This window comes from Sellimonas intestinalis (genome assembly GCF_001280875.1).
Classification (GTDB): domain Bacteria; phylum Bacillota; class Clostridia; order Lachnospirales; family Lachnospiraceae; genus Sellimonas; species Sellimonas intestinalis.
Window position 1 is genome coordinate 547492 of the sequence record NZ_LGAJ01000003.1, and the last position, 21986, is coordinate 569477.

General features: G+C 45.8%; 24 protein-coding genes. 17 read left to right on the forward strand and 7 right to left on the reverse strand.

The genetic code is table 11. The features are described from left to right. Positions 1-95 precede the first annotated feature (95 nt). From grdA to AOA56_RS03570, 8 genes are all read left to right on the forward strand, one after another. A complete protein-coding gene (gene grdA / locus AOA56_RS03535) occupies positions 96-569 on the forward strand; it encodes a glycine/sarcosine/betaine reductase complex selenoprotein A (RefSeq protein WP_082136429.1) in 474 nt (157 codons plus the stop codon). Positions 570-682: 113 nt separating this feature from the next. Next, positions 683-2215: a glycine/sarcosine/betaine reductase complex component C subunit beta gene (gene grdC / locus AOA56_RS03540; protein ID WP_048621830.1), complete on the forward strand. Its 1533-nt coding sequence runs from the start codon at positions 683-685 to the stop codon at positions 2213-2215. 13 nt (positions 2216-2228) lie between these two features. Then, positions 2229-3383, forward strand: coding sequence for a glycine/sarcosine/betaine reductase complex component C subunit alpha (gene grdD / locus AOA56_RS03545; RefSeq protein WP_024732626.1), 1155 nt, complete (start codon positions 2229-2231; stop codon positions 3381-3383). 136 nt (positions 3384-3519) lie between these two features. Further along, entirely contained in the window at positions 3520-4293 is a 774-nt protein-coding gene (locus AOA56_RS03550) for a threonine/serine exporter family protein (protein ID WP_053769096.1), read from the forward strand. Continuing rightward, a complete protein-coding gene (locus tag AOA56_RS03555; protein ID WP_152334129.1) occupies positions 4290-4778 on the forward strand; it encodes a threonine/serine exporter family protein in 489 nt (162 codons plus the stop codon). Before AOA56_RS03550 ends, AOA56_RS03555 begins: the two co-directional genes overlap by 4 nt. Further along, positions 4775-5095, forward strand: a complete 321-nt coding sequence (locus tag AOA56_RS03560) for a DUF3784 domain-containing protein (protein WP_024732623.1) — start codon at positions 4775-4777, stop codon at positions 5093-5095. The genes AOA56_RS03555 and AOA56_RS03560 overlap by 4 nt, the downstream gene beginning before the upstream one ends. 22 nt (positions 5096-5117) lie before the next feature. Then, a complete protein-coding gene (gene gltX, locus AOA56_RS03565; RefSeq protein ID WP_024732622.1) occupies positions 5118-6575 on the forward strand; it encodes a glutamate--tRNA ligase in 1458 nt (485 codons plus the stop codon). Positions 6576-6578: 3 nt separating this feature from the next. Continuing rightward, complete coding sequence (locus AOA56_RS03570; protein WP_053768968.1) at positions 6579-8453, forward strand: ATP-dependent helicase; 1875 nt, start codon at positions 6579-6581, stop codon at positions 8451-8453. Here the strand turns inward: AOA56_RS03570 and AOA56_RS03575 are convergent. Beyond that, on the reverse strand, positions 8419-8721 hold the full coding sequence (locus tag AOA56_RS03575) for a DUF1292 domain-containing protein (RefSeq protein ID WP_053768969.1): 303 nt from the start codon (positions 8719-8721) through the stop codon (positions 8419-8421). The genes AOA56_RS03570 and AOA56_RS03575 overlap by 35 nt on opposite strands. Positions 8722-8863: 142 nt before the next feature. Between AOA56_RS03575 and AOA56_RS03580 the strand changes: the two genes are divergently transcribed. From AOA56_RS03580 to AOA56_RS03595, 4 genes are read left to right on the forward strand one after another with little or no spacing between them, the layout of a single operon-like run. Continuing rightward, complete coding sequence (locus tag AOA56_RS03580) at positions 8864-9862, forward strand: sugar ABC transporter substrate-binding protein (RefSeq protein ID WP_053085754.1); 999 nt, start codon at positions 8864-8866, stop codon at positions 9860-9862. A gap of 29 nt (positions 9863-9891) precedes the next feature. Beyond that, positions 9892-11622 (forward strand): alpha-amylase family glycosyl hydrolase, encoded by a 1731-nt coding sequence (locus AOA56_RS03585; RefSeq protein WP_053769097.1) that lies wholly within the window; start codon positions 9892-9894, stop codon positions 11620-11622. Beyond that, the gene (locus AOA56_RS03590; protein ID WP_048621826.1) at positions 11594-12268 is read left to right on the forward strand and encodes a TraX family protein; all 675 of its coding nucleotides are present in this window, start codon (positions 11594-11596) and stop codon (positions 12266-12268) included. The genes AOA56_RS03585 and AOA56_RS03590 overlap by 29 nt, the downstream gene beginning before the upstream one ends. A 16-nt stretch (positions 12269-12284) precedes the next feature. Continuing rightward, positions 12285-12833 carry a DUF5662 family protein gene (locus AOA56_RS03595; RefSeq protein ID WP_024732618.1) on the forward strand — a complete coding sequence of 183 codons (549 nt, stop codon included), beginning with the start codon at positions 12285-12287 and terminating at the stop codon, positions 12831-12833. A gap of 36 nt (positions 12834-12869) precedes the next feature. Here AOA56_RS03595 and AOA56_RS03600 read toward each other — a convergent pair whose 3' ends face one another. Next, entirely contained in the window at positions 12870-13349 is a 480-nt protein-coding gene (locus tag AOA56_RS03600) for an S-ribosylhomocysteine lyase (protein WP_024732617.1), read from the reverse strand. Positions 13350-13484: 135 nt separating this feature from the next. Between AOA56_RS03600 and AOA56_RS03605 the strand changes: the two genes are divergently transcribed. Beyond that, complete coding sequence (locus AOA56_RS03605; RefSeq protein ID WP_053768970.1) at positions 13485-14117, forward strand: histidine phosphatase family protein; 633 nt, start codon at positions 13485-13487, stop codon at positions 14115-14117. Between the two features lie 80 nt (positions 14118-14197). Here AOA56_RS03605 and AOA56_RS03610 read toward each other — a convergent pair whose 3' ends face one another. Both AOA56_RS03610 and AOA56_RS03615 read right to left on the reverse strand, forming a co-directional pair. Then, positions 14198-15838 (reverse strand): ABC-F family ATP-binding cassette domain-containing protein, encoded by a 1641-nt coding sequence (locus AOA56_RS03610; RefSeq protein WP_024732616.1) that lies wholly within the window; start codon positions 15836-15838, stop codon positions 14198-14200. Between the two features lie 150 nt (positions 15839-15988). Further along, the gene (locus AOA56_RS03615) at positions 15989-17266 is read right to left on the reverse strand and encodes an aminopeptidase P family protein (RefSeq protein ID WP_053768971.1); all 1278 of its coding nucleotides are present in this window, start codon (positions 17264-17266) and stop codon (positions 15989-15991) included. Between the two features lie 219 nt (positions 17267-17485). Here AOA56_RS03615 and AOA56_RS03620 point away from each other — a divergent pair, with 219 nt between their 5' ends. Continuing rightward, a complete protein-coding gene (locus AOA56_RS03620) occupies positions 17486-18343 on the forward strand; it encodes a patatin-like phospholipase family protein (RefSeq protein WP_024732615.1) in 858 nt (285 codons plus the stop codon). A gap of 54 nt (positions 18344-18397) precedes the next feature. On the opposite strand, the gene truA is transcribed toward AOA56_RS03620, so the two are convergent. Next, positions 18398-19144, reverse strand: coding sequence for a tRNA pseudouridine(38-40) synthase TruA (truA, locus tag AOA56_RS03625; protein ID WP_053768972.1), 747 nt, complete (start codon positions 19142-19144; stop codon positions 18398-18400). A gap of 78 nt (positions 19145-19222) precedes the next feature. Between truA and AOA56_RS03630 the strand changes: the two genes are divergently transcribed. After that, positions 19223-19702: an acyl-CoA thioesterase gene (locus AOA56_RS03630; RefSeq protein ID WP_048621821.1), complete on the forward strand. Its 480-nt coding sequence runs from the start codon at positions 19223-19225 to the stop codon at positions 19700-19702. 66 nt (positions 19703-19768) lie between these two features. Here the strand turns inward: AOA56_RS03630 and AOA56_RS03635 are convergent, their stop codons facing one another. Further along, a complete protein-coding gene (locus AOA56_RS03635) occupies positions 19769-19990 on the reverse strand; it encodes a hypothetical protein (protein WP_317425273.1) in 222 nt (73 codons plus the stop codon). Beyond that, positions 19974-20516 carry a hypothetical protein gene (locus tag AOA56_RS03640; RefSeq protein ID WP_024732612.1) on the reverse strand — a complete coding sequence of 181 codons (543 nt, stop codon included), beginning with the start codon at positions 20514-20516 and terminating at the stop codon, positions 19974-19976. Before AOA56_RS03640 ends, AOA56_RS03635 begins: the two co-directional genes overlap by 17 nt. A gap of 106 nt (positions 20517-20622) precedes the next feature. On the opposite strand from AOA56_RS03640, the gene AOA56_RS16100 reads away from it, so the two are divergent. Next, positions 20623-20778 (forward strand): hypothetical protein, encoded by a 156-nt coding sequence (locus AOA56_RS16100; protein WP_167337744.1) that lies wholly within the window; start codon positions 20623-20625, stop codon positions 20776-20778. Between the two features lie 163 nt (positions 20779-20941). Further along, complete coding sequence (locus AOA56_RS03645; RefSeq protein WP_053768973.1) at positions 20942-21985, forward strand: CobW family GTP-binding protein; 1044 nt, start codon at positions 20942-20944, stop codon at positions 21983-21985. Position 21986: the final 1 nt, after the last annotated feature.

A 21986-nucleotide genomic window follows, 5' to 3' on the forward strand; every position in this document is an offset into this window, starting at 1 on the left:
TGCGTAACAGCCCGTAAGGGCTTTACGAGGACATAAAGCGGTGTCCTTTATAAATACTTAAAATTATTAAATCGAAGGGAAGGAGGAAAAACATCATGGCAATTTTAGAAGGTAAAAAAGTCATTATTATTGGTGACCGTGATGGTGTTCCGGGACCGGCTATCGCAGAGTGCGTTAAGACAGCCGGTGGAGAAATTGTTTTTTCTTCAACAGAATGTTTCGTCTGAACGAGCGCAGGCGCAATGGATCTTGAGAATCAGAAAAGGGTAAAAGAATTCGCAGATGAATTCGGACCAGAGAACTTAGTAGTAGTACTTGGTGCTGCTGAAGGTGAAGCTGCAGGTCTTGCAGCTGAGACTGTTACTGCTGGTGACCCGACATTCGCAGGTCCATTGACAGGGGTCCAGCTTGGACTCACGACATATCACGTTTGTGAACCAGAACTGAAAGAAGAGTTTGATGAAGCGGTATACGATGAGCAGGTCGGCATGATGGAAATGGTTCTTGATGTTGATGACATCGTAGACGAAATGTCTGCAATCCGTGACGAATACTGTAAGTATTTATAGGAAAATCTGAAATACCGGATTTCGGATTCACAAGCGGTGGGGTAAATACTTACCTCACCGCTTTTCTTACAACTACATTCCTTTTATAACGCAAAGAAAGGTGGACACTAACAATGAACAGTGTAATTAAAGGAGCCAGCTATGTATTGGCACATACTCCAGAAATGGTAGTATATAACGGAACAACACAGACAACAGAAAGAGTTGTCAATCCGGAATCAGAATATTTAAAAGAATTAAGAAGTCATTTACGTTCTTATGAAGAATGTGTAAATTACTGGCCAAACCAGGTTTATATTGGAAACGCTACACCGGAAGAACTTTCCAAGGTTGAATTCCCTTACTATGACAAAACAAGAGAAGGATCTGAAAGATACGGAAAATTCGGTGAAATTATGCCGGAAGAAGAGTTCCTTCTTTTAGTACAGGCTTGCGATATGTTTGAAGTTGTAAAATTAGACAAGAACTTCGTAAGCGCACATAAAGACGCTTTGGCTGCTGATCCGATCATCACAGAGGATATTATCTCCAAGATCGAAGAAGGCTATGAGCTGGATGAAATCAAACATTACATTGAAAACGAACATGCTGAAGGACTGTACCACAACAACGAGCTCGTTGGATGTGTCAGAACAGCTCACGATATCGATGTGAACCTTTCCGCCCATGTAATGCATGAAAACTTAATGAGCAAGGCTTCCAGCGTTCTCGCTTTGTTATATGCAATCCGCAACGCGGGCATCAACAAAGAGGACGTGGAATATGTTATCGACTGTGCGGAGGAAGCGTGTGGTGATATGAACCAGAGAGGCGGCGGTAACTTCGCAAAAGCTGCAGCTGAGGTAGCAGGACTTGTATCTGCAACCGGTTCCGATGCACGTGGATTCTGTGCAGGACCGTCCCACGCTCTGATCGAGGCTGCAGCACTCGTAAAATCCGGAGCATACAAGACCGTTGTTGTAACAGCCGGAGGATGTACTGCAAAGCTTGGTATGAACGGAAAAGACCATGTAAAGAAAGGCCTTCCGATTCTGGAGGACTGCCTTGGCGGATTCGCTGTCGTTGTATCTGAAAATGATGGAGTAAATCCGGAAATCAATCTGGACGTTCTCGGACGCCATACAGTTGGAACAGGCTCCGCTCCACAGGCTGTTATCGGAAGCCTTGTAACAGATCCGCTTGACAGAGCTGGATGGAAAGTAACAGATATCGACAAATTCTCACCGGAAATGCAGAACCCGGATATCACAAAACCAGCAGGAGCTGGTGATGTACCGCTTGCAAACTACAAGATGATCGGTGCGCTTGCTGTAAAACGTGGCGATATCGACAGAAAAGAGCTTCCTACATTCATCGAGAAGCATGGTCTGACAGGATGGGCTCCGACACAGGGACATATTCCGTCAGGTGTTCCATACATCGGATTCGCTCGCGAAGATATCCTGAACGGAAATATCAAAAAGGCTATGATCATCGGTAAAGGAAGTCTTTTCCTTGGACGTATGACGAACCTCTTTGACGGCGTATCTTTTGTAATCCAGGCAAATGAAGGAAACAGCGCAGAATCTGCTGTATCTGAAGAAGAAGTAAAAGGCCTGATCGCAAAAGCTATGAAAGAATTCGCTGAAACTCTGATGGCAGAATAGTGAGGTGTAGAAAATGGCAAGTAGTATTGAAAAAGTGATTGCCTCTACCTTTATGGAAATGGCACAGGGATTGGAGAGCGGACAGTACGGCAGGCGTCCGAAAATCGCTCTGACAGGAATGGGCAGCGAACACGGCGAGGAAAATTCCATGCAGGCAGCGGTAATGGCAGCAAAACAGGGTGTGGATGTATACTACATCGGTACTCTGGAAGCAGAAGGCGTAACAACAATCAAGGTGGCTGACGACGAGGAAGGCCACAAGAAGATGGAAGATATGCTGAAGAACAAAGAGATCGATGGTGCTGTAACGATGCACTTCCCATTCCCGATCGGCGTATCTACCGTTGGGCGTGTTGTAACTCCTGCAAAAGGAAAAGAAATGTTCATCGCCAATACAACCGGAACTTCCAGTACAGATCGTATCGAAGGAATGATCAAGAACGCAGTTTACGGTGTGATTGCAGCAAAGGCATGTGGAATCGCAAAACCAACCGTTGGTATTCTCAATGTGGATGGCGCGCGCCAGACAGAGAAAGCACTCAAAGAGCTGCAGAGTAACGGTTACGATATTGCATTTGCTGAGTCCGGACGTGCGGACGGCGGTTGCGTAATGAGAGGAAACGACGTGCTTCAAGCTTCACCGGATATTCTTGTTACAGATTCTCTGACAGGTAATATTCTTGTGAAGATGCTTTCTTCTTTCAACACAGGCGGAAGCTTTGAGGCAACAGGATTCGGATATGGTCCTGGAATCGGGGAAGGGTACGATGAACTTGTTATGATCGTTTCCCGTGCGTCTGGAGCACCAGTAATCGCAAATGCAATCTGCTATGCTGCAGAACTCGTTCGTAATAAAGTATTTGATGTTGCAAAGAGAGAGTTCGACGCAGTAAAGAAATGTGGTTTCAAAGAAGTACTTGCTTCCTACAAGACAGTCGCAAAACCGGCCGCAGCAGAGGAAGAAGTGAAAGAGCCTCCGAAGGAAATCGTAACAGCTCAGATTGCCGGCATCGAAGTTATGGATCTGGAGGACGCAGTGCGTGCGCTGTGGAAGATCGAGATCTATGCAGAGAGCGGCATGGGATGTACGGGTCCGATTATTCGTGTGTCTGAGGCAAATCTTGCGAAAGCAGAAGAAGAATTAAAAAAAGCAGGATACATTAATTAGACATTCAGCTATAATAAATCCTATACAAGAGCCAGCCTGGAATTTTTTCAGGCTGGCTTTCCGGTGTGGGTTGATTTTTTCCGAAAGAAATAGTATGATGTCAAATGGAACTTATGATACAAAAAAGGACATCAGAATGGACTATAAATTATTGATGAATACAGCAATGCTTGCTGGAAAGCTGATGCTGGAAAATGGGGCGGAGACCTACCGGGTGGAGGATACGATGCACCATATTCTGAAAACTTCTCATCTGGAAGTGGTGGAGATTTTGGTCGTGCTGACCGGAATCACAGCATCAATCAGTGGAGAGGAGGTTGCTCCTGTTACTTTAATTCAAGGAATTGAAAAAAGGGGAACCAACTTAAGTGTGATTGAGCAGGTAAACCAGATCTCCAGAAGATATTGTGGAGCGGAGATCGAGCTTATCGATGCATATGAAGAGTTAAAAAGAGTAGAGTCAGTCCCGTATCCGCCGCTACTTGCCTTTTTTATTCCATTGGTGGTAGCAGTTGGATTTACCATCTCCTTTGGAGGTTCTCTATACGATGTTCTGGCAACGCTGATTGTGGGACTTTTTCTTTCCAGTGTGATGGCTGGGGCAAAGGTCATTGGGATCGATGGCTTGATTCTTGATATTGCGACGTCATTTGGCGTAGGACTGATGGCAGTTGTGATGAAAAAAGTGATGGGGGAAGCAATCACTCTGGACACTGTTGTAATCGGTTCGATCATGCCGCTCGTACCGGGGGTAGCCATTACCAATGCGGTACGGGATACCTTGCAGGGAGACTATATTTCCGGATGTGCCAGAATCCTGGAGGCATTTTTGAAGGCAGCAGCGATTGCCCTTGGAGTCGGCGTCGCATTTGCGATTTTCGGAAATGGAATGACAGGAGGGATCTTATGATAGATATCGGAATCAAGACGATTGGGTTTTTCATCGCTGTCTTTTCCTTCTCCGTCCTGATTAATTCACCGAGGAAGTATCTGCTCTGGGCCGGAATTGCCGGTGCGGCATCGGGGTTTATTTATATTATCTGTGTGGAGACTGGATGGAATCCAGTGATTGCTTCATTCTGGTCTGCTTTGGCGGCAGGCCTTATATCCCATATATTCGCAAGGATTCTGAAAGCTCCTGTCACGATGTTTCTGATTGGTGGAATTTTGCCGACAGTGCCGGGAAATGGAATTTACCAGATTATGAATTCAATGTTACAGAATGACCGGGTCATGACAGGTTACTATCTGACACAGACCATTGAGATTGCAGGGGCGATTGCGCTGGCAATCTTTTTGATGGATACTTTGTTTAAGGTTATAAGAAGAGGAGACTGGAAGCAGGATTCCCTTCGTTATACCCGGCAGGATGGAGGAAAGGAAGAAAAGAGATGATTGGAAGTATTGTCGTAGTTGCACTGATGACCGTTCTGAGTATTTTATTGATTAGTGGAAAAGCACTGAATATGGTGCCAGGTTACCGTTCACTCCCGGATAAAGTAAAGAAAACCCTTGATCCGAAGAAGGTGGGAAGAAAGCTTGGTATCCCGATGCTTATCGTGGATATTGTCATGGTGATCTTTTTCCTTATTGTATTTCTGTCTGATTCTGAGAAGCTTCAGGGATACGCAGTTTACGGGATGATGTTTTTAGTTGTGGTCAGTCTTGCCATCATCGATATGGTGAATATAACAGGCAAAGATAAAAAATAAAAAGGAAAGCAGGAGAAATATTATGAGCAAAGTAAGAACGAGATTTGCGCCAAGTCCGACAGGCAGAATGCATGTCGGCAATCTTCGTACGGCGCTTTACGCCTATCTGATTGCAAAGCATGAGGGCGGAGACTTTATGCTGAGAATCGAGGATACCGATCAAGAGCGTTTCATGGATGGGGCGCTGGAGATCATTTACCGGACATTAGAGAAGACAGGACTTATCCACGATGAGGGTCCGGATAAAGACGGGGGTTATGGTCCGTATGTACAAAGCGAGAGAAATGAGAGCGGCCTTTACTTGAAGTATGCAAAGCAGCTCATCGAGCAGGGAGACGCTTATTACTGTTTCTGTGACAAGGAACGTCTGGACAGCCTGAAGTCCACTGTTTCCGAAAGCGGAACAGAGATCCGTGTCTACGACAAGCATTGCCTGTCCCTTAGCAAAGAGGAAGTTGAGGCGAATCTTGCAGAAGGGAAGCCATATGTGATCCGCATTAATATGCCTACCGAAGGAACTACGACGTTCCACGATGAGATTTACGGAGATATCACGGTCAATAACGCGGAGCTTGACGATATGATTCTGATCAAGTCTGACGGTTATCCAACCTACAATTTTGCCAATGTGATTGACGATCATTTGATGAATATTACCCATGTGGTCAGAGGAAATGAATATCTGTCTTCCGCGCCGAAGTACAATCGCCTCTATGAGGCATTCGGCTGGGAGCCACCGGTCTATGTACACTGTCCTCTCATTACAGATGAGAACCACAAGAAACTCAGTAAGCGCTGTGGTCATTCTTCCTATGAAGATTTAATTGAGCAGGGATTTATCTCGGAGGCAGTAGTCAACTATGTAGCTCTTCTGGGATGGTGCCCACAGGATAATCAGGAGATTTTCAGCCTTGAGGAACTGGTGAAAGTGTTCGACTTCCATCATATGAGCAAATCTCCTGCGGTATTTGACATACAGAAACTCAAATGGATGAACAGCGAGTATATGAAAGCGATGGAGTTTGATACCTTCTATGAGATGGCGCTTCCATACATTCAGGAGGCCATTACAAAGGATTACGATCTGAAAAAAATTGCGGCTCTTGTGAAGACAAGAATTGAAGTTTTCCCGGATATCCCGGGGCAGATTGACTTTTTTGAAACGCTTCCGGAGTATGATCCGTCCATGTATGTTCATAAAAAAATGAAGACAAACGAGGAAACCTCACTGGAAGTGTTAAAAGATCTGCTGCCGATTCTGGAGAAGCAGGAGGATTACAGCAACGACGCACTTTTTGCGACTTTGAAAGAGTATGTTTCTGAAAAAGGATACAAAAACGGCTATGTCATGTGGCCGGTCAGGACAGCGGTTTCCGGCAAGCAGAATACGCCGGGTGGCGCCACGGAAATCATGGAAGTGCTCGGAAAAGAAGAATCTCTTGATCGCATCCGTAAGGGTATCGCATTATTGGAGAAATAGTCTATGGAAAAGCAGTACGGCGGGGGAGAAAAACCCCCGCTTTCCAATTTTAATGAAGCACAAAAAAAGGCTGTCTGCCACCGGGACGGACCCTGTATGGTATTGGCAGGACCGGGATCCGGAAAGACGGCTGTCATCACGGGACGTCTGGAATGGATGATTCGGAATTTGCAGATCCGGCCTGAGGAGATTCTTGTCATCACTTTTACCAAATATGCGGTCAAGGAGATGAAAGAGAGATTCTGGGAGCGGATGGGTACAAGAAATTACCCGGTGACATTCGGGACATTTCATGGGATCTATTACGGGATGCTTCGCCAGATTTACCATATGACGCCGGATCAGATCCTGACAGAAGAAGAGCAAAAGACAATGATCGAGGCAGCTGTAGCGGATGTGGAAAGAGAAAACCATCGTCGTCCGGCAGAAAAAGATGTCCTTTTGATGATCGGTAAGGTGAAGAATAACGGCGGATTTGCAGGGATCTCTGATGATCCGGAGGACCGTCAGCTTTATCATGCCTATGAAAAGCGTAAAAAAGAGGCCGGAAGAATCGATTTTGATGATATGCTTCTCCTTTGCTATCAGTTGTTCTGCAGGCGGCCGGATATTCTGAAAAAATGGCAGGAACGATATTCTTACATATTGATTGACGAATTCCAGGACAGCAGCCGGATCCAGTATGAGATCGTAAAACTACTTGCGGGGAAGAAGAGAAATCTCTTTGTAGTAGGAGATGACGATCAGTCTGTCTATGGATTTCGAGGCGCTACGCCGGGGATTATGCGTCGGTTTCAGGAGGATTTTCCGGGGAGTTCCATCGTGAGATTATCCATAAATTATCGAAGTAGTCAATTCATTGTTGAGGCGTCTGACAGGGTGATCCAGAAAAACCGACAGCGTTTCTCTAAAGAGCTGCAAGCGGTACACGGTCAGGGTCGTCCGGTTCATGTTCAGGAAGTAAAAGACATGGAGCAGGAAGCAGATTATGTAGCGGCAGAGGTGAACAAAAAGCTAAGGGAAGGGATACCTCCGGAAGAAATCGCGATAATTTTCCGAACGGTGCAGGATGCGTCCATTACGATAACGGCATTTTTGAACCGAGGTATCCCCTTTTTTATAAAGGAAAAGGCATTTCATCTTTTTGAGCACTTTATTGCCGAGGATGTCAAAGCCTATTTCCGCATTGCCATGGGAGAACGCAACCGGAGTGATTTCTTACGGATTATGAACAGGCCAAACCGGTATATTGGCCGGAGCGCTCTTGAGAAAGAGCGGACGGACTTTGAAGATCTTAGGAGGTTTTATTGTGACAAAGACTGGATGCTGGACAGGATTGACGAGTGGGAGCAAGATATGAAGGAAATCTCATCGATGGCACCTTATGCGGCATTTCAGTATCTGCTCAAAAAAGTCGGGTATCAGGATTTCTTGAAAGAACAAATAAACAAGCTGCAGACTGAAGAGACGGACTTTCTGGAGATCGTAGATGAGCTGGCTCAAAGCATGAAAAGACGAAAGACTATGAAGGAATGGCTGGATTTTTCCCAGATCTACACGGATAAGCTTCGGCAGATGGAAAAAGAAGAGAAGTTTACAAAAGGAAAGGCCGCATTTCTGACGATGCATGGGGCTAAGGGGCTGGAGTACCGCTGTGTTTATATCATTGAGGCGCTGGAAGGAACAGTTCCCCACCGGAAAGCGATGGCAGACCAAGAGATCGAAGAAGAGAGAAGACTCTTTTATGTAGCCATGACACGTGCTAAAGAGGAACTCACGATCTGTTATATCAAAGAAAAAAACGGGAAAGAAGTTCATCCATCCCGTTTTGTCCAGGAACTTTTTACTCGTCCTCGTCCTCATCCAGAAGCTCGTTAAACTCCTGCTCGTCCAGCCACTCATCGAAAGAATCGGCGGCAGCATCGTATTCCTCATCCTCCTCGATGTTGGAAAGATTTGGCTCACCGTCAATCTCCTCGTAACGATAGATGAAAACATCTCCGCTTTCATTGGCTTCTCCATTTTCATCCAGTGGCAGAAGGGCAATATATTCGTGTGTGCCAGCAGAAAAAATTGTAAGCACATCACACTCCAGCTCCTCATCGTTATCCAGCGTAAGAGTGACAGTTAGATTTTGATCTTCCATACTTCCTTGTCTCCTTTGTATTGATAAATTTACTGTATCAGAGACAGTGACAAAAAGCAAGGGAAACTCAAGAACTATTGACATTCTATGCGAGAAAAAGTTAAAATAAGATAGATTAGTATCACATCGGGAGGAAAACAGTATGAAATTCAAAAGATGGGCTGCAGGCATCGCGGCGCTACTGCTGATTCTCAGTATGGGGCTGATATCCTGTGCAAAGCCGGCGGGAGGTACTCCGGAGGATAATCCGGTGCCGCAAGAGGAAGAAGAGGAAGAAGAGATTGTATCATATAAATTCGGGTTTTCCTGTATTTCCATGGAGAATCCATATTACGAGACGTTGGAAGCATCCATCCGGGAGGCCATCGAGGAATCAGGCAGTACCCTGATATCCAGAGACCCGAAGGGAGATTCTACGGCGCAGATCCAGCAGATCCGGGACATGATTGCCGACGGAATCCAGGCTATTTTCTTGTGTCCGGTGGACTGGGAGAAGATCGCTCCGGCACTGACCGAGCTCAAAGAGGCGGATATCGAGATCATCAACCTGGACACTCAGGTACAGGATCGGGAGGAAGTGGACGCTTATGTGGGATCAGATAATATCAATGCCGGCGTAATCTGTGGAGAAAAGCTTATTGAGGCTGCCCCTGATGGAGGCCAGGTGGTAATTTTGGAATGTACAACGCAGAATTCCATTATCGACCGGATCAATGGTTTTGAGGAGACGATCGCCGGAAAAGGGTTCGAAGTGGTGGAAAGATCTGAGACAGGGGGGAAGAAAGACGAGGCCAAAACGCAGATGGCCCGGATCCTCAAAGAGCAGGATCACATTACAGCCGTCATGTGCGGCAACGATCAGATTGCTCTAGGTGCGCTGGAGGCCATCGAAGAGGCAGGCAGAAGCGAGATGATGATCTACAGCGTGGATGGTTCTCCCAAACTCAAACAGGAGCTTGCCAAGGATGGCAGCCTTGTTGTGGGGATCGCGGCACAGTCTCCAATTAATATCGGAAAATCCGCAGTCACTGTCGCATTACAGATTATGAATGGGGAAAGATATGAAAAAGAGACACTGGAAGAAGTGCTCTTTATTGACCGCAGTAATGTGGGCATGTATGGAGTAGATGGTTGGCAGTAGATGTCAGCCGGAAAGGACCTGAGAAAATAATGAAACATGAAGAAAAAAGGCCGGTACCGGCAGGAGTATTATGGACGGAAGAGGGGGTATCTTTTTCTGTAGCGGTTCCTAAGGGAAAAAGTTGTAAACTTTGTATCTACCGGGGGAATCATACAAAGCCGTACCGGGTGATCCAGATGGAAGAAGACATCCTGTACGGAGATATTCGTTCTTCTGGAATTCAGACCGACATTCGGGATGGTGACGAATATATCTATGAGATTGACGGAGCTCCATATGTTGATCCTTATGCTCATGGTATTCGAAAATATATGGAAACAGAACAGGATGGGACTGAGGTGGAATGTAGGAGAGCGGTTCTATGTACTCCGGATTTTGAATGGGAGCATGACCGGCCATTGGATCTTCCGGATGAAGACGTCATTGCTTACAGTCTTCATGTACGTGGCTTTACGAAGGGACAGAGTTCCAGGGTTAAAAATAAGGGAACTTTTGCAGGGATCATTGAGAAAATTCCTTATTTTCAGGAGCTTGGAATTAACCAGATTCAATGTATGCCTGTTTATGAGTTTGAGGATCGGATCCGCTTTGCCTCCAATTACTGGGGGTATGGGGAGGCCTACTGCTTTGCTCCAAAGAAGCGTTATGCTAAAGGGAACCCAGTAAGAGAGCTAAAGGAAATGGTGTATTCCTGTCACAAGGCAGGGATTGAAGTCGTGTTGCATTTACCATTTTTTGATGAGATGCCAAAGCAAAAGATGATCGAATGTCTCCGGTACTATCGGCAGGAATACCATGTAGATGGTTTTATCGTAAATCCATATACCGTTCCACTTGAAGTGATCCAAAGTGACGATTATCTGAAGCACATGAAGCTCATCGTCAAAAATGAGGATTTTCAGAACGTGATGCGCCGGTTTTTAAAAGGTGATGAAGGAATGGTTGAGAGTGTGATCTGGCATCTGAAGCATCTAAGCCAAAACGATTACCAGTACCATATGATCACAGATCATACCGGCTTTACGCTCAATGACCTGGTTTCTTATGACGGGAAACATAATGAGCGTAATGGAGAAAACAATCACGATGGACCGGACTACAACTATAGTTGGAACTGCGGCGCGGAGGGGCCGACGAGAAAGAAAGGAATTCTCAGGCTCAGGGAGCAGCAGATGCGAAATGCTTTCTTTCTTCTTTTGATGGCACAGGGGACGCCATGTATCCTTGCGGGCGATGAGTTTGCTAATTCCCAGAATGGAAATAATAATGTTTACTGTCAGGATAATGAGACTGCCTGGGTGGACTGGAAGAGAGCCGCAAAAGAGCAGTGGCTCACAGACTATGTGAGAAAGCTTATTCAGTTTAGAAAGGCGCATAAGACTCTTCATCCATCCACAGAGTGCCAGGGGATCGATCTTGCACGTTGCGGAGTGCCGGATATCTCTTACCACGGAGAAAATGCATGGCAGGTTCCAAATGAGATCGCAAGCAGACAGCTTGGCGTATTCTACAGCGGGGCAGGAAAGGGAGAAGATGACCTATACATTGCCTACAATATGCACTGGGAGGATCACACGTTTGCGTTGCCGTCACCAGGAAAGGGAAAGAGATGGAGAAAGATCTTCTCCACTACCGACCGGGAAGGCTTCTTAGGGGAGGAGTCTGTGATCTGCCAGGAGAGGAAAGCGATGATTGAGGCACGTTCGGTTGCGGTTTTTACAGGGGAGACATATGAAACAACACACACCAAAAAGAAATAATCTGTCTATTTCAGCCTGCCAGTTGAAATGGATCGGGCTGATCACCATGCTTATCGATCACGTAGGGCTGATTTTGTTTCCTCAATTCTGGTTTTTGGATATCATCGGCAGGATTTCTTTTCCGATTTTTGCTTTCACTACGGCTGTCGGATTCATGTATACGAGGAACGTACCACGCTATGGACTTCGGCTTTTCGCCTGCGCTGTGATATCGGAGCCTTTCTTTGATCTGGCTCTCTTTGGCACCCCGTTTTATCTGGGAAGACAGAATGTATTATTCACCCTTGCCCTTGGCGTGTTGATGCTGTATTTGTGGCTTTGTTTTGATAATCTGGTTTTCCAGTGTTTGTCTTTGCTCATGGTTTTGCTGGCTGCTGAAATGTTTCGGGTAGACTATTCTTCCATGGGGCTTTTGATGATCTTATTCTTTTATTGCTTTTATAATGAGAATCTGAAGCGGGATCTGACGGTGGCGGCTGTCAATGTACTGCTTATGGGAAGAAGTCAGATGTTTGCTGTTCTGGCTCTGATTCCCATCCACCTGTACCAAGGAGAAAAGGGCAGGGATATGAAAGTAGTATTTTATCTGTTCTATCCGTTGCATTTGGTTATCCTGGCCGTCATTCGGTTGATCATCGTTCAGTAAGAAGAGAGGTAGACCAATGAATATCTGGGGACATTTTCGTACCATCACACAGCACAAATTGCTGGTGATGAAAGCCTGTTTTTATGTTGGACTCTATAAACAAGGGCTTCTCCATGACCTGTCCAAGTATTCGCCCAGTGAATTTGGGGTCGGATGCCGGTATTTTCAGGGCACCCGGAGTCCTAATAATGCACAGCGGGAAGCAGAAGGGTGTTCTACTGCATGGCTGCACCATAAAGGACGTAATAAACATCACTATGAATACTGGATGGATTACAGTACCCGTCCGGAAGACGGGATTTGCGGAATGAAGATGCCGGACCGATACATTTACGAGATGTTTCTGGACCGCATTGCGGCTTCCAAGACATATCAGAAAGATAAATATACGGACTGCAGCCCACTGGAATATTATGAGAAGGGAAACTCGGAACAGTTTTTACATCCTTATACAAAAAAAGTATTGGAAAAGCTTCTTCATATGCTGGCTGAGGAGGGGGAGAAGAGGACGTTCGTATATCTGAAACGTGTGATCCGGCAAAAGAAAAAAGAGCACCGTCTGTAAGCGTAAAATCGATTACGTTTATAGACAGTGCGTTTTTTATTTCGGGTAAACAAGTCGCTCGTCGGAAATCTGATCGAGCACTTCGGTTTTGAATTTTACCGCCAGATAGCGGGCCATTGGAAGATTCATGTCCAGGTAGTTGCCGCAGTCTCTGGCAGAAGCTCCCGGAATTTCGTCTTCGTATTCTGCCATGAACATAAACATCTCCTTAAGCAGCGGTAAAATATCGCGGGATTCATAATCCCCTGCCAGCAAGAGATAGAAACCTGTCCGACAGCCCATTGGTCCGAAATAGATGGTCTTATTACCGAAAGTCTCGTGGTTTCTAAGAAAAGTAGCTCCCAGGTGCTCCAGAGTATGTACTTCGGCCGTATTCATCACCGGCTCACAGTTCGGCCTTGTCATCCGAAGGTCGAAGGTGGTAATCATCGTATTTCCTACCTTGTCCTTTCTGGAAACGTAAACCCCAGGAAGTAATTTTAAGTGGTTTATCGTAAAACTTGTGATCTTTTCCATCAGATACACTCCTTTCTTCTTTTGTAGTATAGACTGGTTCTGGGAAAAGGGCAAGAGGATAATTTTTAAATAAAATATTTCAACGAGGATCAAATCGTGTTATACTAAAGTTCCAGTGAAAAGGAGGAAAGAGTCATGCGACTGTATTTGATTCGTCACGGAGTGACGGACTGGAATAACGAAAAAAGGCTGCAGGGGAAATCAGATATTCCCCTCAATGCATTTGGTGAGCTTCTGGCAAAGGAAACCGGAGAAGCCCTTCGTGATATACTGTTTGATCTTGCATACACCAGTCCCCTGATACGGGCCAGAAGGACGGCAGAACTGGTAATTGGCAAGAGAAGCGTACCAATTCTTGACGATCCCAGGATTGAGGAAATAGGGCTAGGAATTTACGAGGGATTGATCTGCAAAGGGGAAGGTTCGGAGATTCGGGATCCGAATTTTTTTCATTTTTTCCATGCTCCGGAATTGTACCAGCCGCCGGAAGGGGGAGAGTCCTTTGAAGAATTGTTACAAAGGACAGGATCGTTTTTAGAAGAATTGAGAAAAGATCCCAGGCTAGAACACAAGACAATTCTTATCTCCACGCATGGAGCTACCTTATGTTCGCTCCTATGTCATATCAAAGAACTTCCTATTCGCAAGTTTTGGGATGAGGGCGTCCATAAAAACTGTGCGGTGACGGTTGTAGATGTGACAAACGAGGGGTATGAGATCTTGGAAGAAGGGAATACTTACTATAAGGAAGAAGTGAAACCATGGTAAATTAGCGTATAGAAAAGCTGCTCCAGTGGGAGAATGTTCCCCGCAAGAGCAGCTTTTTGTATGTGCCATGAGCCTAAAGTTTAATCGTCCTCTTCTTCCTCTGCTGTGGTAGAGTAGGTCTGGCGTTTTCTTGCCATTTCATCGCTTTCCAGGTATTCATCGTAAGTCGTGATCTTATCGATCATCTGACCGTTTGGCATGATCTCCATGATCCGGTTTGCTGTCGTCTGAACAATCTGGTGGTCACGGGAAGAGAAGAGGATCACTCCAGGGAACTTGATCATTCCATTGTTCAGTGCGGTGATGGACTCCATATCCAGATGGTTGGTCGGTTCATCGAAAATCAGAACATTTGCCCCTGAAATCATCATCTTGGAGAGCAGGCAACGCACCTTCTCACCTCCAGAGAGGACGTTGACACGTTTCATACCATCGTCGCCTCCAAAGAGCATCCGTCCAAGGAAACCACGGACATAAGTTACGTCCTTTTCCTCAGAGTACTGAGTCAGCCACTCGGTGATTGTATCATTACTGTCGAATTCTTTTCCACTGTCCTTCGGGAAATATGCCTGGGACGTCGTAATGCCCCATTTATAAGTTCCCTCATCCGGCTCCAGTTCTCCTGCCAGGATGCGGAAGAGTGTTGTTTTTGCAAGCTCATTGCTGCCCACAAAAGCCACCTTATCATCGTGATTGATCGTAAAGCTTACGTGATCCAGCACCTTGACGCCGTCGATTGTCTTAGTCAGGTTTTCCACCATCAGGACTTCATTTCCGATTTCACGGTTTGGCCTGAAATCAATATAAGGATATTTTCTGCTGGATGGCCGGATCTCGTCAAGCTGGATCTTTTCCAGCGCTTTCTTACGGGAGGTGGCCTGCTTGGACTTGGAAGCATTGGCGCTGAATCGGGATATGAACTCCTTGAGTTCCTTGATTTTTTCTTCTTTCTTTTTGTTTGCTTCCTTCATCTGACGGATCAGAAGCTGGCTGGACTCGTACCAGAAGTCATAGTTTCCCGCATAGAGCTGAATCTTTCCATAATCGATATCAGCGATCTGGGTGCAGACCTTATTAAGGAAGTAACGGTCGTGAGAGACCACAATGACGGTATTCTCAAAATTAATAAGGAATTCTTCCAGCCATGCGATCGCATCCAGATCCAGGTGGTTTGTCGGCTCGTCAAGGAGCAGAATATCCGGATTACCGAACAGCGCCTGTGCCAGGAGCACTTTGACCTTCTGAGCACCGGTCAGATTTTTCATGTACTGATAGTGGAGATCTGTTTCGATACCAAGTCCGTTCAGCAGATTGGCTGCATCTGACTCTGCCTCCCATCCGTTCATGGTGGCAAATTCTCCCTCCAGTTCGCTGGCTTTCATTCCATCTTCATCGGTGAAATCTTCCTTGGCATAGAGAGCTTCCTTTTCTTTCATAATTTCATATAGTCTTGCGTTTCCCATGATGACAGTGTCAAGCACCATGTATTCGTCATATTTAAAATGATCCTGCTGTAGGAAAGAGAGGCGCTCTCCCGGAGTAATGACCACATCCCCGTTGGTCGGCTCCAACTGACCGGAAAGAATCTTCAGAAACGTTGATTTTCCGGCTCCGTTGGCGCCGATCAGTCCATAGCAATTACCTTCGGTGAATTTGATTGTTACGTCTTCAAACAGCGCCTTCTTTCCAACGCGAAGCGTGACATTATTTGTACTGATCATAGCGTTCCATTCTCCTTTACTTGAATTCAGATTGTATACGTGTAATAACCATCGCTTATCTTAACACACTCCGCCGACCCTTTGCAAGGTCTTTCCCCGGAAGACATGTGAAAATGCACACGATTCAACTATGCGGAACAAATTTAAGGCTTACACTGTCAAAGAGGCTGTTTCGTTGGATGCGGCATATTCCTGCATAAAAGTTTCAATTTCTTCCACGGTTTTCGGGATACCGCCGCTTAATACTTCACAGCCGTCCTTTGTTACGAGAAGCGTATCCTCAATACGGATTCCGATTCCAAGGTCATCAAAGTAAAGACCAGGTTCCAAGGTAAAGACCATGTCTTCTTCCAGAGGCGCGTTGTCATCACCTACATCATGGGTGTAAAGGCCGATGTAATGTCCGGAACCATGGAAATAATACCGGTTGATTTCTTCCGGTTCCTGGATGATGCCAAGACGGATCAGCTCTTTTGCCATTGCCTGCTTGCTAAGATCCTGGAGTTCGTTTTTCGGCTGTCCCGGTTTGGAAGCGGCGATAGCGACTTCCAAACCCTTTAATACGACTTCATAGAGGGCTTTCTGCTGTTCAGTGAATCTGCCGCTGACCGGGAAGGTTCGGCTGACGTCAGCATTATAGCCGCCCCATCTGGCGCCAAGGTCAAAAAGAATCAGATCTCCTTCTTCCATCTGCCGGTCGTTCGCATCATAGTGCATACAGCATGCATTGATACCGGAGGCTGCAATCGTCGGAAACGCATGGTCGGCATGATGGCTTTTTAAAGAAAAGTCAAAGTATGCCTCGATCTCGTATTCATGCATCCCCGGTCTCAGGTGGGAAAGAATGTTTTTTACACCAATGGCCGTAATATCACATGCAGTCCGGTGCAAGGCGATCTCTTCCTTTGTCTTAACCTGGCGGAAATAAGCCAGATCCTGGAAAGTATTGTAGATCGGAATGGTCGGATCAAAATCGTGGAGGCGGGAAGCAAACTCCCGGGCTTCATTCTTGACAAACGGGCGCTCCCAGCCCGGAATGTCAATATAAATCTGACGGATGAGCCCCGGCTCTCCGAAAAGTGGAATTGCTTGTTCAAAACGTTCCAAATAATCGACATTTCCAATACCGGTTTGTTCCTTTACGCTTTCCTTTGTGTAGGAAACTCCGGTCCAACGCTTTGCCTTTTCATCCGGATGGTCAATGAATAGGGTCTCCCGTACATGGCCGTTTCGTTTTACCACCATCAGGACTGCTTCCGGGTAAGTAAATCCGGTCAGATAATAAAAATTGGCATATGGGATAAACGGATACATTTCATCCCCTTTCCATTCCCTTTCCCTGCCCGCAAAGACAAATCCGACCGAATCATCTTTAAGTACCGACGCATAGAGCGCTCTTCTGGATGCATGAAAATCTTTACTGATCATAGACAATTTCCTCCTTATCTTTTATAGCAAGATCAGTATACCATAAAGTAAGTAACTATTCAGGCTGCATGATAAATAGTTACTAAAGAAAGATAAAAATATCTGTTTACTTGGCAAAAAGAAGCTGATACTATAAAAGACAAAGGCTTTTCGCACATGATTTTTTTAAAGCAGGAGGAGAAATCGATGGAAAACAGACATGAAAACCCGGACAGTACGCTGGTTCCTGCGGTTCTGGTTTTGGAGGGCGGCGCCACAAGAGGGGTATTTACATCCGGAGCGCTGGACTTTCTGATGGAGAAAGAGTTTTACACGACTGATGTCATTGGTGTTTCCGCAGGAGCGTGCAACGCTATCGACTATGTGTCCAGACAGATTGGACGTACAAAAAAATGCATGATACACAAAGAAAAAGAATATAATTATTATCTGGGATTGCGCAAGATGGTAAAGGAAAAAAGTATGATGGATATGGACATGATTTTCGACCGGTATCCAAACGAACTGATCCCGTTTGATTTTGAAACTTATTTTCAGTCGAAGATCTGCTGTGAGCAGGTGGTGACAAATTGTGTGACCGGAAGAGCGGAATATCTGGAGGAAAAACAGGAAAAAGACCGGCTGTTAAAGATCTGTCGTGCCTCCAGCAGTATGCCGCTTGCGGCTCCGATTGTCCGGATCGGAGGGACTCCGTATCTGGATGGCGGTCTTGCGGATTCGGTTCCGATCCGGAGAGCATTGCAAAAAGGCAAACGCAAAGTCATCGTCATTCTGACGAGAAACGAAGGATACCGCAAAAAGAAACCATCCATGGGTGAGACGAAAATCTACCGGGCCGCCTATAAGAAATATCCGAATCTGGTCCGCACAATCTTAAGACGTCCGTTTATCTACAATAAGCAGATGGAACAGATCGAAGAGCTTGAGAAGAGGGGGGAAGTCTTTGTACTTCGTCCAAAGATCAAAGCAATTTCCAGGTTGGAGAAGAACTATGACAGGCTGACATCGTTCTATGAACATGGATACGTTCAGATGAAAGAAGAGTACGAGAGACTACTGGAATATATGAAAGCATAAAAAGAAAGCACGGTGTGTGGAATCATGCAATTCTTTCCGCCGTGCTTTTCCCTTTTATTCCTGCGGATATTCAGCCCCTTGAAAGAACAGTCCTTTCGGATCAATCGGATCAGAGGCAGTCTCCTCTCCGCTGAAAATACGCGGGATATCCTCTATGGGACGCATCCCCTGTCCCACATCCAGAAGTGTGGAAACGATGATTCTTGCCATATTGTGCAGGAAATCGTTGGCACAGATGGTAATCTCCAGCTCTTCACCGCCCTGATAGATATCAATATCAAAAACTTCTTTGATTCCGCCTTTTTTCTTTTTGGAAGAGGAAAAACGCTGGAAATCATGTCTTCCGATCAAAAGTCGGGCCGCTTGACGCATCATTTCCACATCTGGTTTTTTAAACAGATGATAGACATATTTACGTTCAAACACATCTGGTACGTCTGCAATGGAAAGACGGTAACGATAAGTCCTCCTTTTGGCATTTAACGATGCATGAAATCGCTCCGGCACTTCCTGAACGTCCAGAACCGCGATGTCAGATGGAAGATATCGGTTCAGGTAGTGACGGATTTCCGTCGTATGAAGTGTGCAGTCCGTATGGAAATTCACCGTCTGAGCGTAAGCATGTACTCCCGTCTCTGTCCTGGATGCACAGAAAAGCTCCGGGAACTGGCCGGTCATGCGGGATAATACTTCGCAGAGTTTCCCGGAAATCGTATTGGCAGTGCTTTCCCCGGCTCCAAGCCGCTGCCAGCCTTGAAAACGGGAACCGTCGTATTCTATTGTCAGTCTGATATTTCGCATTGATTTTACTCCTTTTTTCTTTTGTAGTACCATGATATAATAAACAGCAGAAAAAAGAAAGTCAAAAGAGGTTAAAAGATGAAAGAGAGTAAGGTAAAACGTGTCGAAGACTCCATGGTAGAGACCGTTCATATCGTAAGACCGACCCATTTAAACCCGGCGGGGAGGCTTTTTGGGGGAGTACTGATGCAGTGGATTGATGAAGCCGCAGGGATTGTCGCAAAAAGGCACTGTATGAGCAATATTACGACGGCTTCTGTGGATAACCTCCGTTTTATCCGAGGAGCCTACCAGGACGATATGGTCGTGATCCGTGCGAAGATGACCTACGCCGGATGGTCTTCTATGGAGATCCGGGTAGACACTTATGTGGAAGACTTAACTGGTATCCGAAAGCCCATCAACCGGGCGTATTTCACTGTTGTGGCTTTAGATGAGACGGACAGGCCCAAGGAAGTACCGGGACTTCTCATAGAGACGGAAAATGAAAAGGCAGAGTGGGAGGGAGCACTTAAGCGCAGAGAAAACCGGTTGATGCGAAAAGAAGAAGGATTTTAGAAACACAAGAAAGCAAGGCGTCTCTGCCGCTTTAAGCGGCAAAGACTGCCTCATACCTGATTCTGTTTACATCCGTTTTTTCCAGGCTGCATTGACAAAGGCAACCATCTGATCGATTCTGGCTTGTTCTTCCTGACTTTTCCCTTCCTTTAAAAACTGAAGAATCAAAGTCATTTCTTCCTCAGAAAACCGGATGCCTTTCTGATTTGCCTGTGTAATCAAAGACATCATAACAGGGGCAAGATTGCGCCCTGTTTTTCCACGTGTCCTTTCAAATGCCGTCCTCATCAGTTCCTGTTTCAGGGGATCCAGATTCTGGAAAACCGGATTGTTCATCCATTGGTCCCATTGGTTCTCCTTCGGATTCATGTTCGGCGTCGCCTCCTTTTTCAAATATCTGGCTGTAAAGATCAAACATCTCTCCGGTACCGGAAGGCATCATGGATTTCAGAAAATCGGAGGGTTCCGGATGCCCGGATGAGGATTCTGGCGATTGCATCATTTCCATCATACTCATGGCGGAAAGCGCCATGTCGATCTGATCAGCCTCGTCCTCTTTCATATAAGGACGAAGCTCCTCGAAAAGTTCCATGGCGTTGACCTGCTTTGGGGAGGTACATTCTCCCATGCCGATGCGGGGATAGTCCCGGAAATAGGCAATCGTATTTGTAAGTTCCTGACATTTGATCCAAAGTGCCAGCATCTTTTGGGTGCCGGAAGGCAGATAGGGAAGAAACAGCTTCATCATATGGAGCTGTTCCGGTACTACGAGCATATCAAAAGGTGTCATGGGAAACGGAGTTTTCTTCTTCATGTTATACATCTCCTATCTGATCCGGCGTTGTAAATATATATGTGTATAAAACCGAAAATATGCGGGTATCATATACTGGAAGTAAAAGGAAAAAGGAGAATGAGACATGCCAAGAAAGCTGATTCTGGATGGAAATACCGTCTATGAGCTGGACGAAGAATGTATGCTCCAGCATAAGAGCAACACTCAGGAGGAGACTCTTGCTACCCGTATCAATAAAGAGGATGAAGAGAAAGCACAGAAACGTCAGAAGGACCGATAATCAGACAGTAACTAAGAGAATTTCTAAAAAACATACTATCACATTGGGGACCGGATTTCCGGTCCTTTCTCTTTTGGAGGAGAAACTTTTCTCAGGAATACTTTCAAAAGAAGAAAAAAACTGTTATGATAAAAGACGATGAAAAAAGAAAGAAGGAATCATTATGACAAAAGTAGATATTATATCCGGTTTCCTGGGAGCAGGAAAAACCACATTTATTAAACGTCTGGTAACGGACGTATTTCAGAAGGAACAGATCGTACTGATCGAGAATGAATTCGGCGAGATTGGAATCGACGGCGGATTCTTAAAAGATGCTGGAATTGAGATTACGGAGATGAACTCCGGATGTATCTGTTGCACCCTTGTTGGTGATTTCAGTGAAGCACTAAAACAAGTCGTGGAGCAGTATCATCCGGACCGGATTCTCATCGAGCCATCCGGCGTGGGTAAACTCTCCGATGTGGCTGGTGCAGTCAGAAATGTGGAGGAAGATTGCGGGATCGAACTGAACAGTTGTATTACAGTTGCAGATGGCAAGAAAGTAAAGAGCTATCTGAGAAACTTCGGAGAGTTTTACAGCAACCAAATTGAACATGCTGCTACAATCGTACTGAGCCGTACCCAATCCATGACGGACGAGAAACTCAAAGAGGCGGTTCACCTGATCCGGGAGGAGAATCCGGATGCGTCCATCATTACCACCCCATGGGACAAGCTGGACGGCGAAGTAATCCGTAAGGCTGTTGAGCAGACGTCTAAGCCAACGGATCTTCTCAAGAAAGCATGTCTGCACCAGGAGCATTACCATCATGGAGACGGATGCTGCCATCACGGGCATCATCACGATGAGGAGTGTTGCCATCACAGTCATCATGAAAACGGATGCTGTCATGGACATCACCATGACCATGAGGGACATCACCATGCGGATGAGATATTCACAAGCTGGGGCACTGAGACGGCTGAAAAATATGAGAGAACAGAGATTGAGCGGTTCCTGGACGCACTGACAGAGGAACATACCTATGGCACTGTTCTGCGTGCCAAGGGAATTGTTGAAGGAATGGATGGAACATGGATGGAATTTGACTATGTGCCGGGAGAATATGAAATCCGTGACGCAAAACCGGATTACACCGGTAAGGTGTGCGTCATCGGAACGGATATTCACACCGATAAAATTCAGCAGACTCTGCATGTATAGA

Coding starts and splice junctions, on each gene's coding strand:
- grdC (WP_048621830.1), top strand. CDS start 683: ATGAACAGTGTAATTAAAGGAGCCAGCTATGTATTGGCACATACTCCA.
- grdD (WP_024732626.1), top strand. CDS start 2,229: ATGGCAAGTAGTATTGAAAAAGTGATTGCCTCTACCTTTATGGAAATG.
- AOA56_RS03550 (WP_053769096.1), top strand. CDS start 3,520: ATGGACTATAAATTATTGATGAATACAGCAATGCTTGCTGGAAAGCTG.
- AOA56_RS03555 (WP_152334129.1), top strand. CDS start 4,290: ATGATAGATATCGGAATCAAGACGATTGGGTTTTTCATCGCTGTCTTT.
- AOA56_RS03560 (WP_024732623.1), top strand. CDS start 4,775: ATGATTGGAAGTATTGTCGTAGTTGCACTGATGACCGTTCTGAGTATT.
- gltX (WP_024732622.1), top strand. CDS start 5,118: ATGAGCAAAGTAAGAACGAGATTTGCGCCAAGTCCGACAGGCAGAATG.
- AOA56_RS03570 (WP_053768968.1), top strand. CDS start 6,579: ATGGAAAAGCAGTACGGCGGGGGAGAAAAACCCCCGCTTTCCAATTTT.
- AOA56_RS03575 (WP_053768969.1), bottom strand. CDS start 8,721: ATGGAAGATCAAAATCTAACTGTCACTCTTACGCTGGATAACGATGAG.
- AOA56_RS03580 (WP_053085754.1), top strand. CDS start 8,864: ATGAAATTCAAAAGATGGGCTGCAGGCATCGCGGCGCTACTGCTGATT.
- AOA56_RS03585 (WP_053769097.1), top strand. CDS start 9,892: ATGAAACATGAAGAAAAAAGGCCGGTACCGGCAGGAGTATTATGGACG.
- AOA56_RS03590 (WP_048621826.1), top strand. CDS start 11,594: ATGAAACAACACACACCAAAAAGAAATAATCTGTCTATTTCAGCCTGC.
- AOA56_RS03595 (WP_024732618.1), top strand. CDS start 12,285: ATGAATATCTGGGGACATTTTCGTACCATCACACAGCACAAATTGCTG.
- AOA56_RS03600 (WP_024732617.1), bottom strand. CDS start 13,349: ATGGAAAAGATCACAAGTTTTACGATAAACCACTTAAAATTACTTCCT.
- AOA56_RS03605 (WP_053768970.1), top strand. CDS start 13,485: ATGCGACTGTATTTGATTCGTCACGGAGTGACGGACTGGAATAACGAA.
- AOA56_RS03610 (WP_024732616.1), bottom strand. CDS start 15,838: ATGATCAGTACAAATAATGTCACGCTTCGCGTTGGAAAGAAGGCGCTG.
- AOA56_RS03615 (WP_053768971.1), bottom strand. CDS start 17,266: ATGATCAGTAAAGATTTTCATGCATCCAGAAGAGCGCTCTATGCGTCG.
- truA (WP_053768972.1), bottom strand. CDS start 19,144: ATGCGAAATATCAGACTGACAATAGAATACGACGGTTCCCGTTTTCAA.
- AOA56_RS03630 (WP_048621821.1), top strand. CDS start 19,223: ATGAAAGAGAGTAAGGTAAAACGTGTCGAAGACTCCATGGTAGAGACC.
- AOA56_RS03635 (WP_317425273.1), bottom strand. CDS start 19,990: ATGAGGACGGCATTTGAAAGGACACGTGGAAAAACAGGGCGCAATCTT.
- AOA56_RS03640 (WP_024732612.1), bottom strand. CDS start 20,516: ATGAAGAAGAAAACTCCGTTTCCCATGACACCTTTTGATATGCTCGTA.
- AOA56_RS16100 (WP_167337744.1), top strand. CDS start 20,623: ATGCCAAGAAAGCTGATTCTGGATGGAAATACCGTCTATGAGCTGGAC.
- AOA56_RS03645 (WP_053768973.1), top strand. CDS start 20,942: ATGACAAAAGTAGATATTATATCCGGTTTCCTGGGAGCAGGAAAAACC.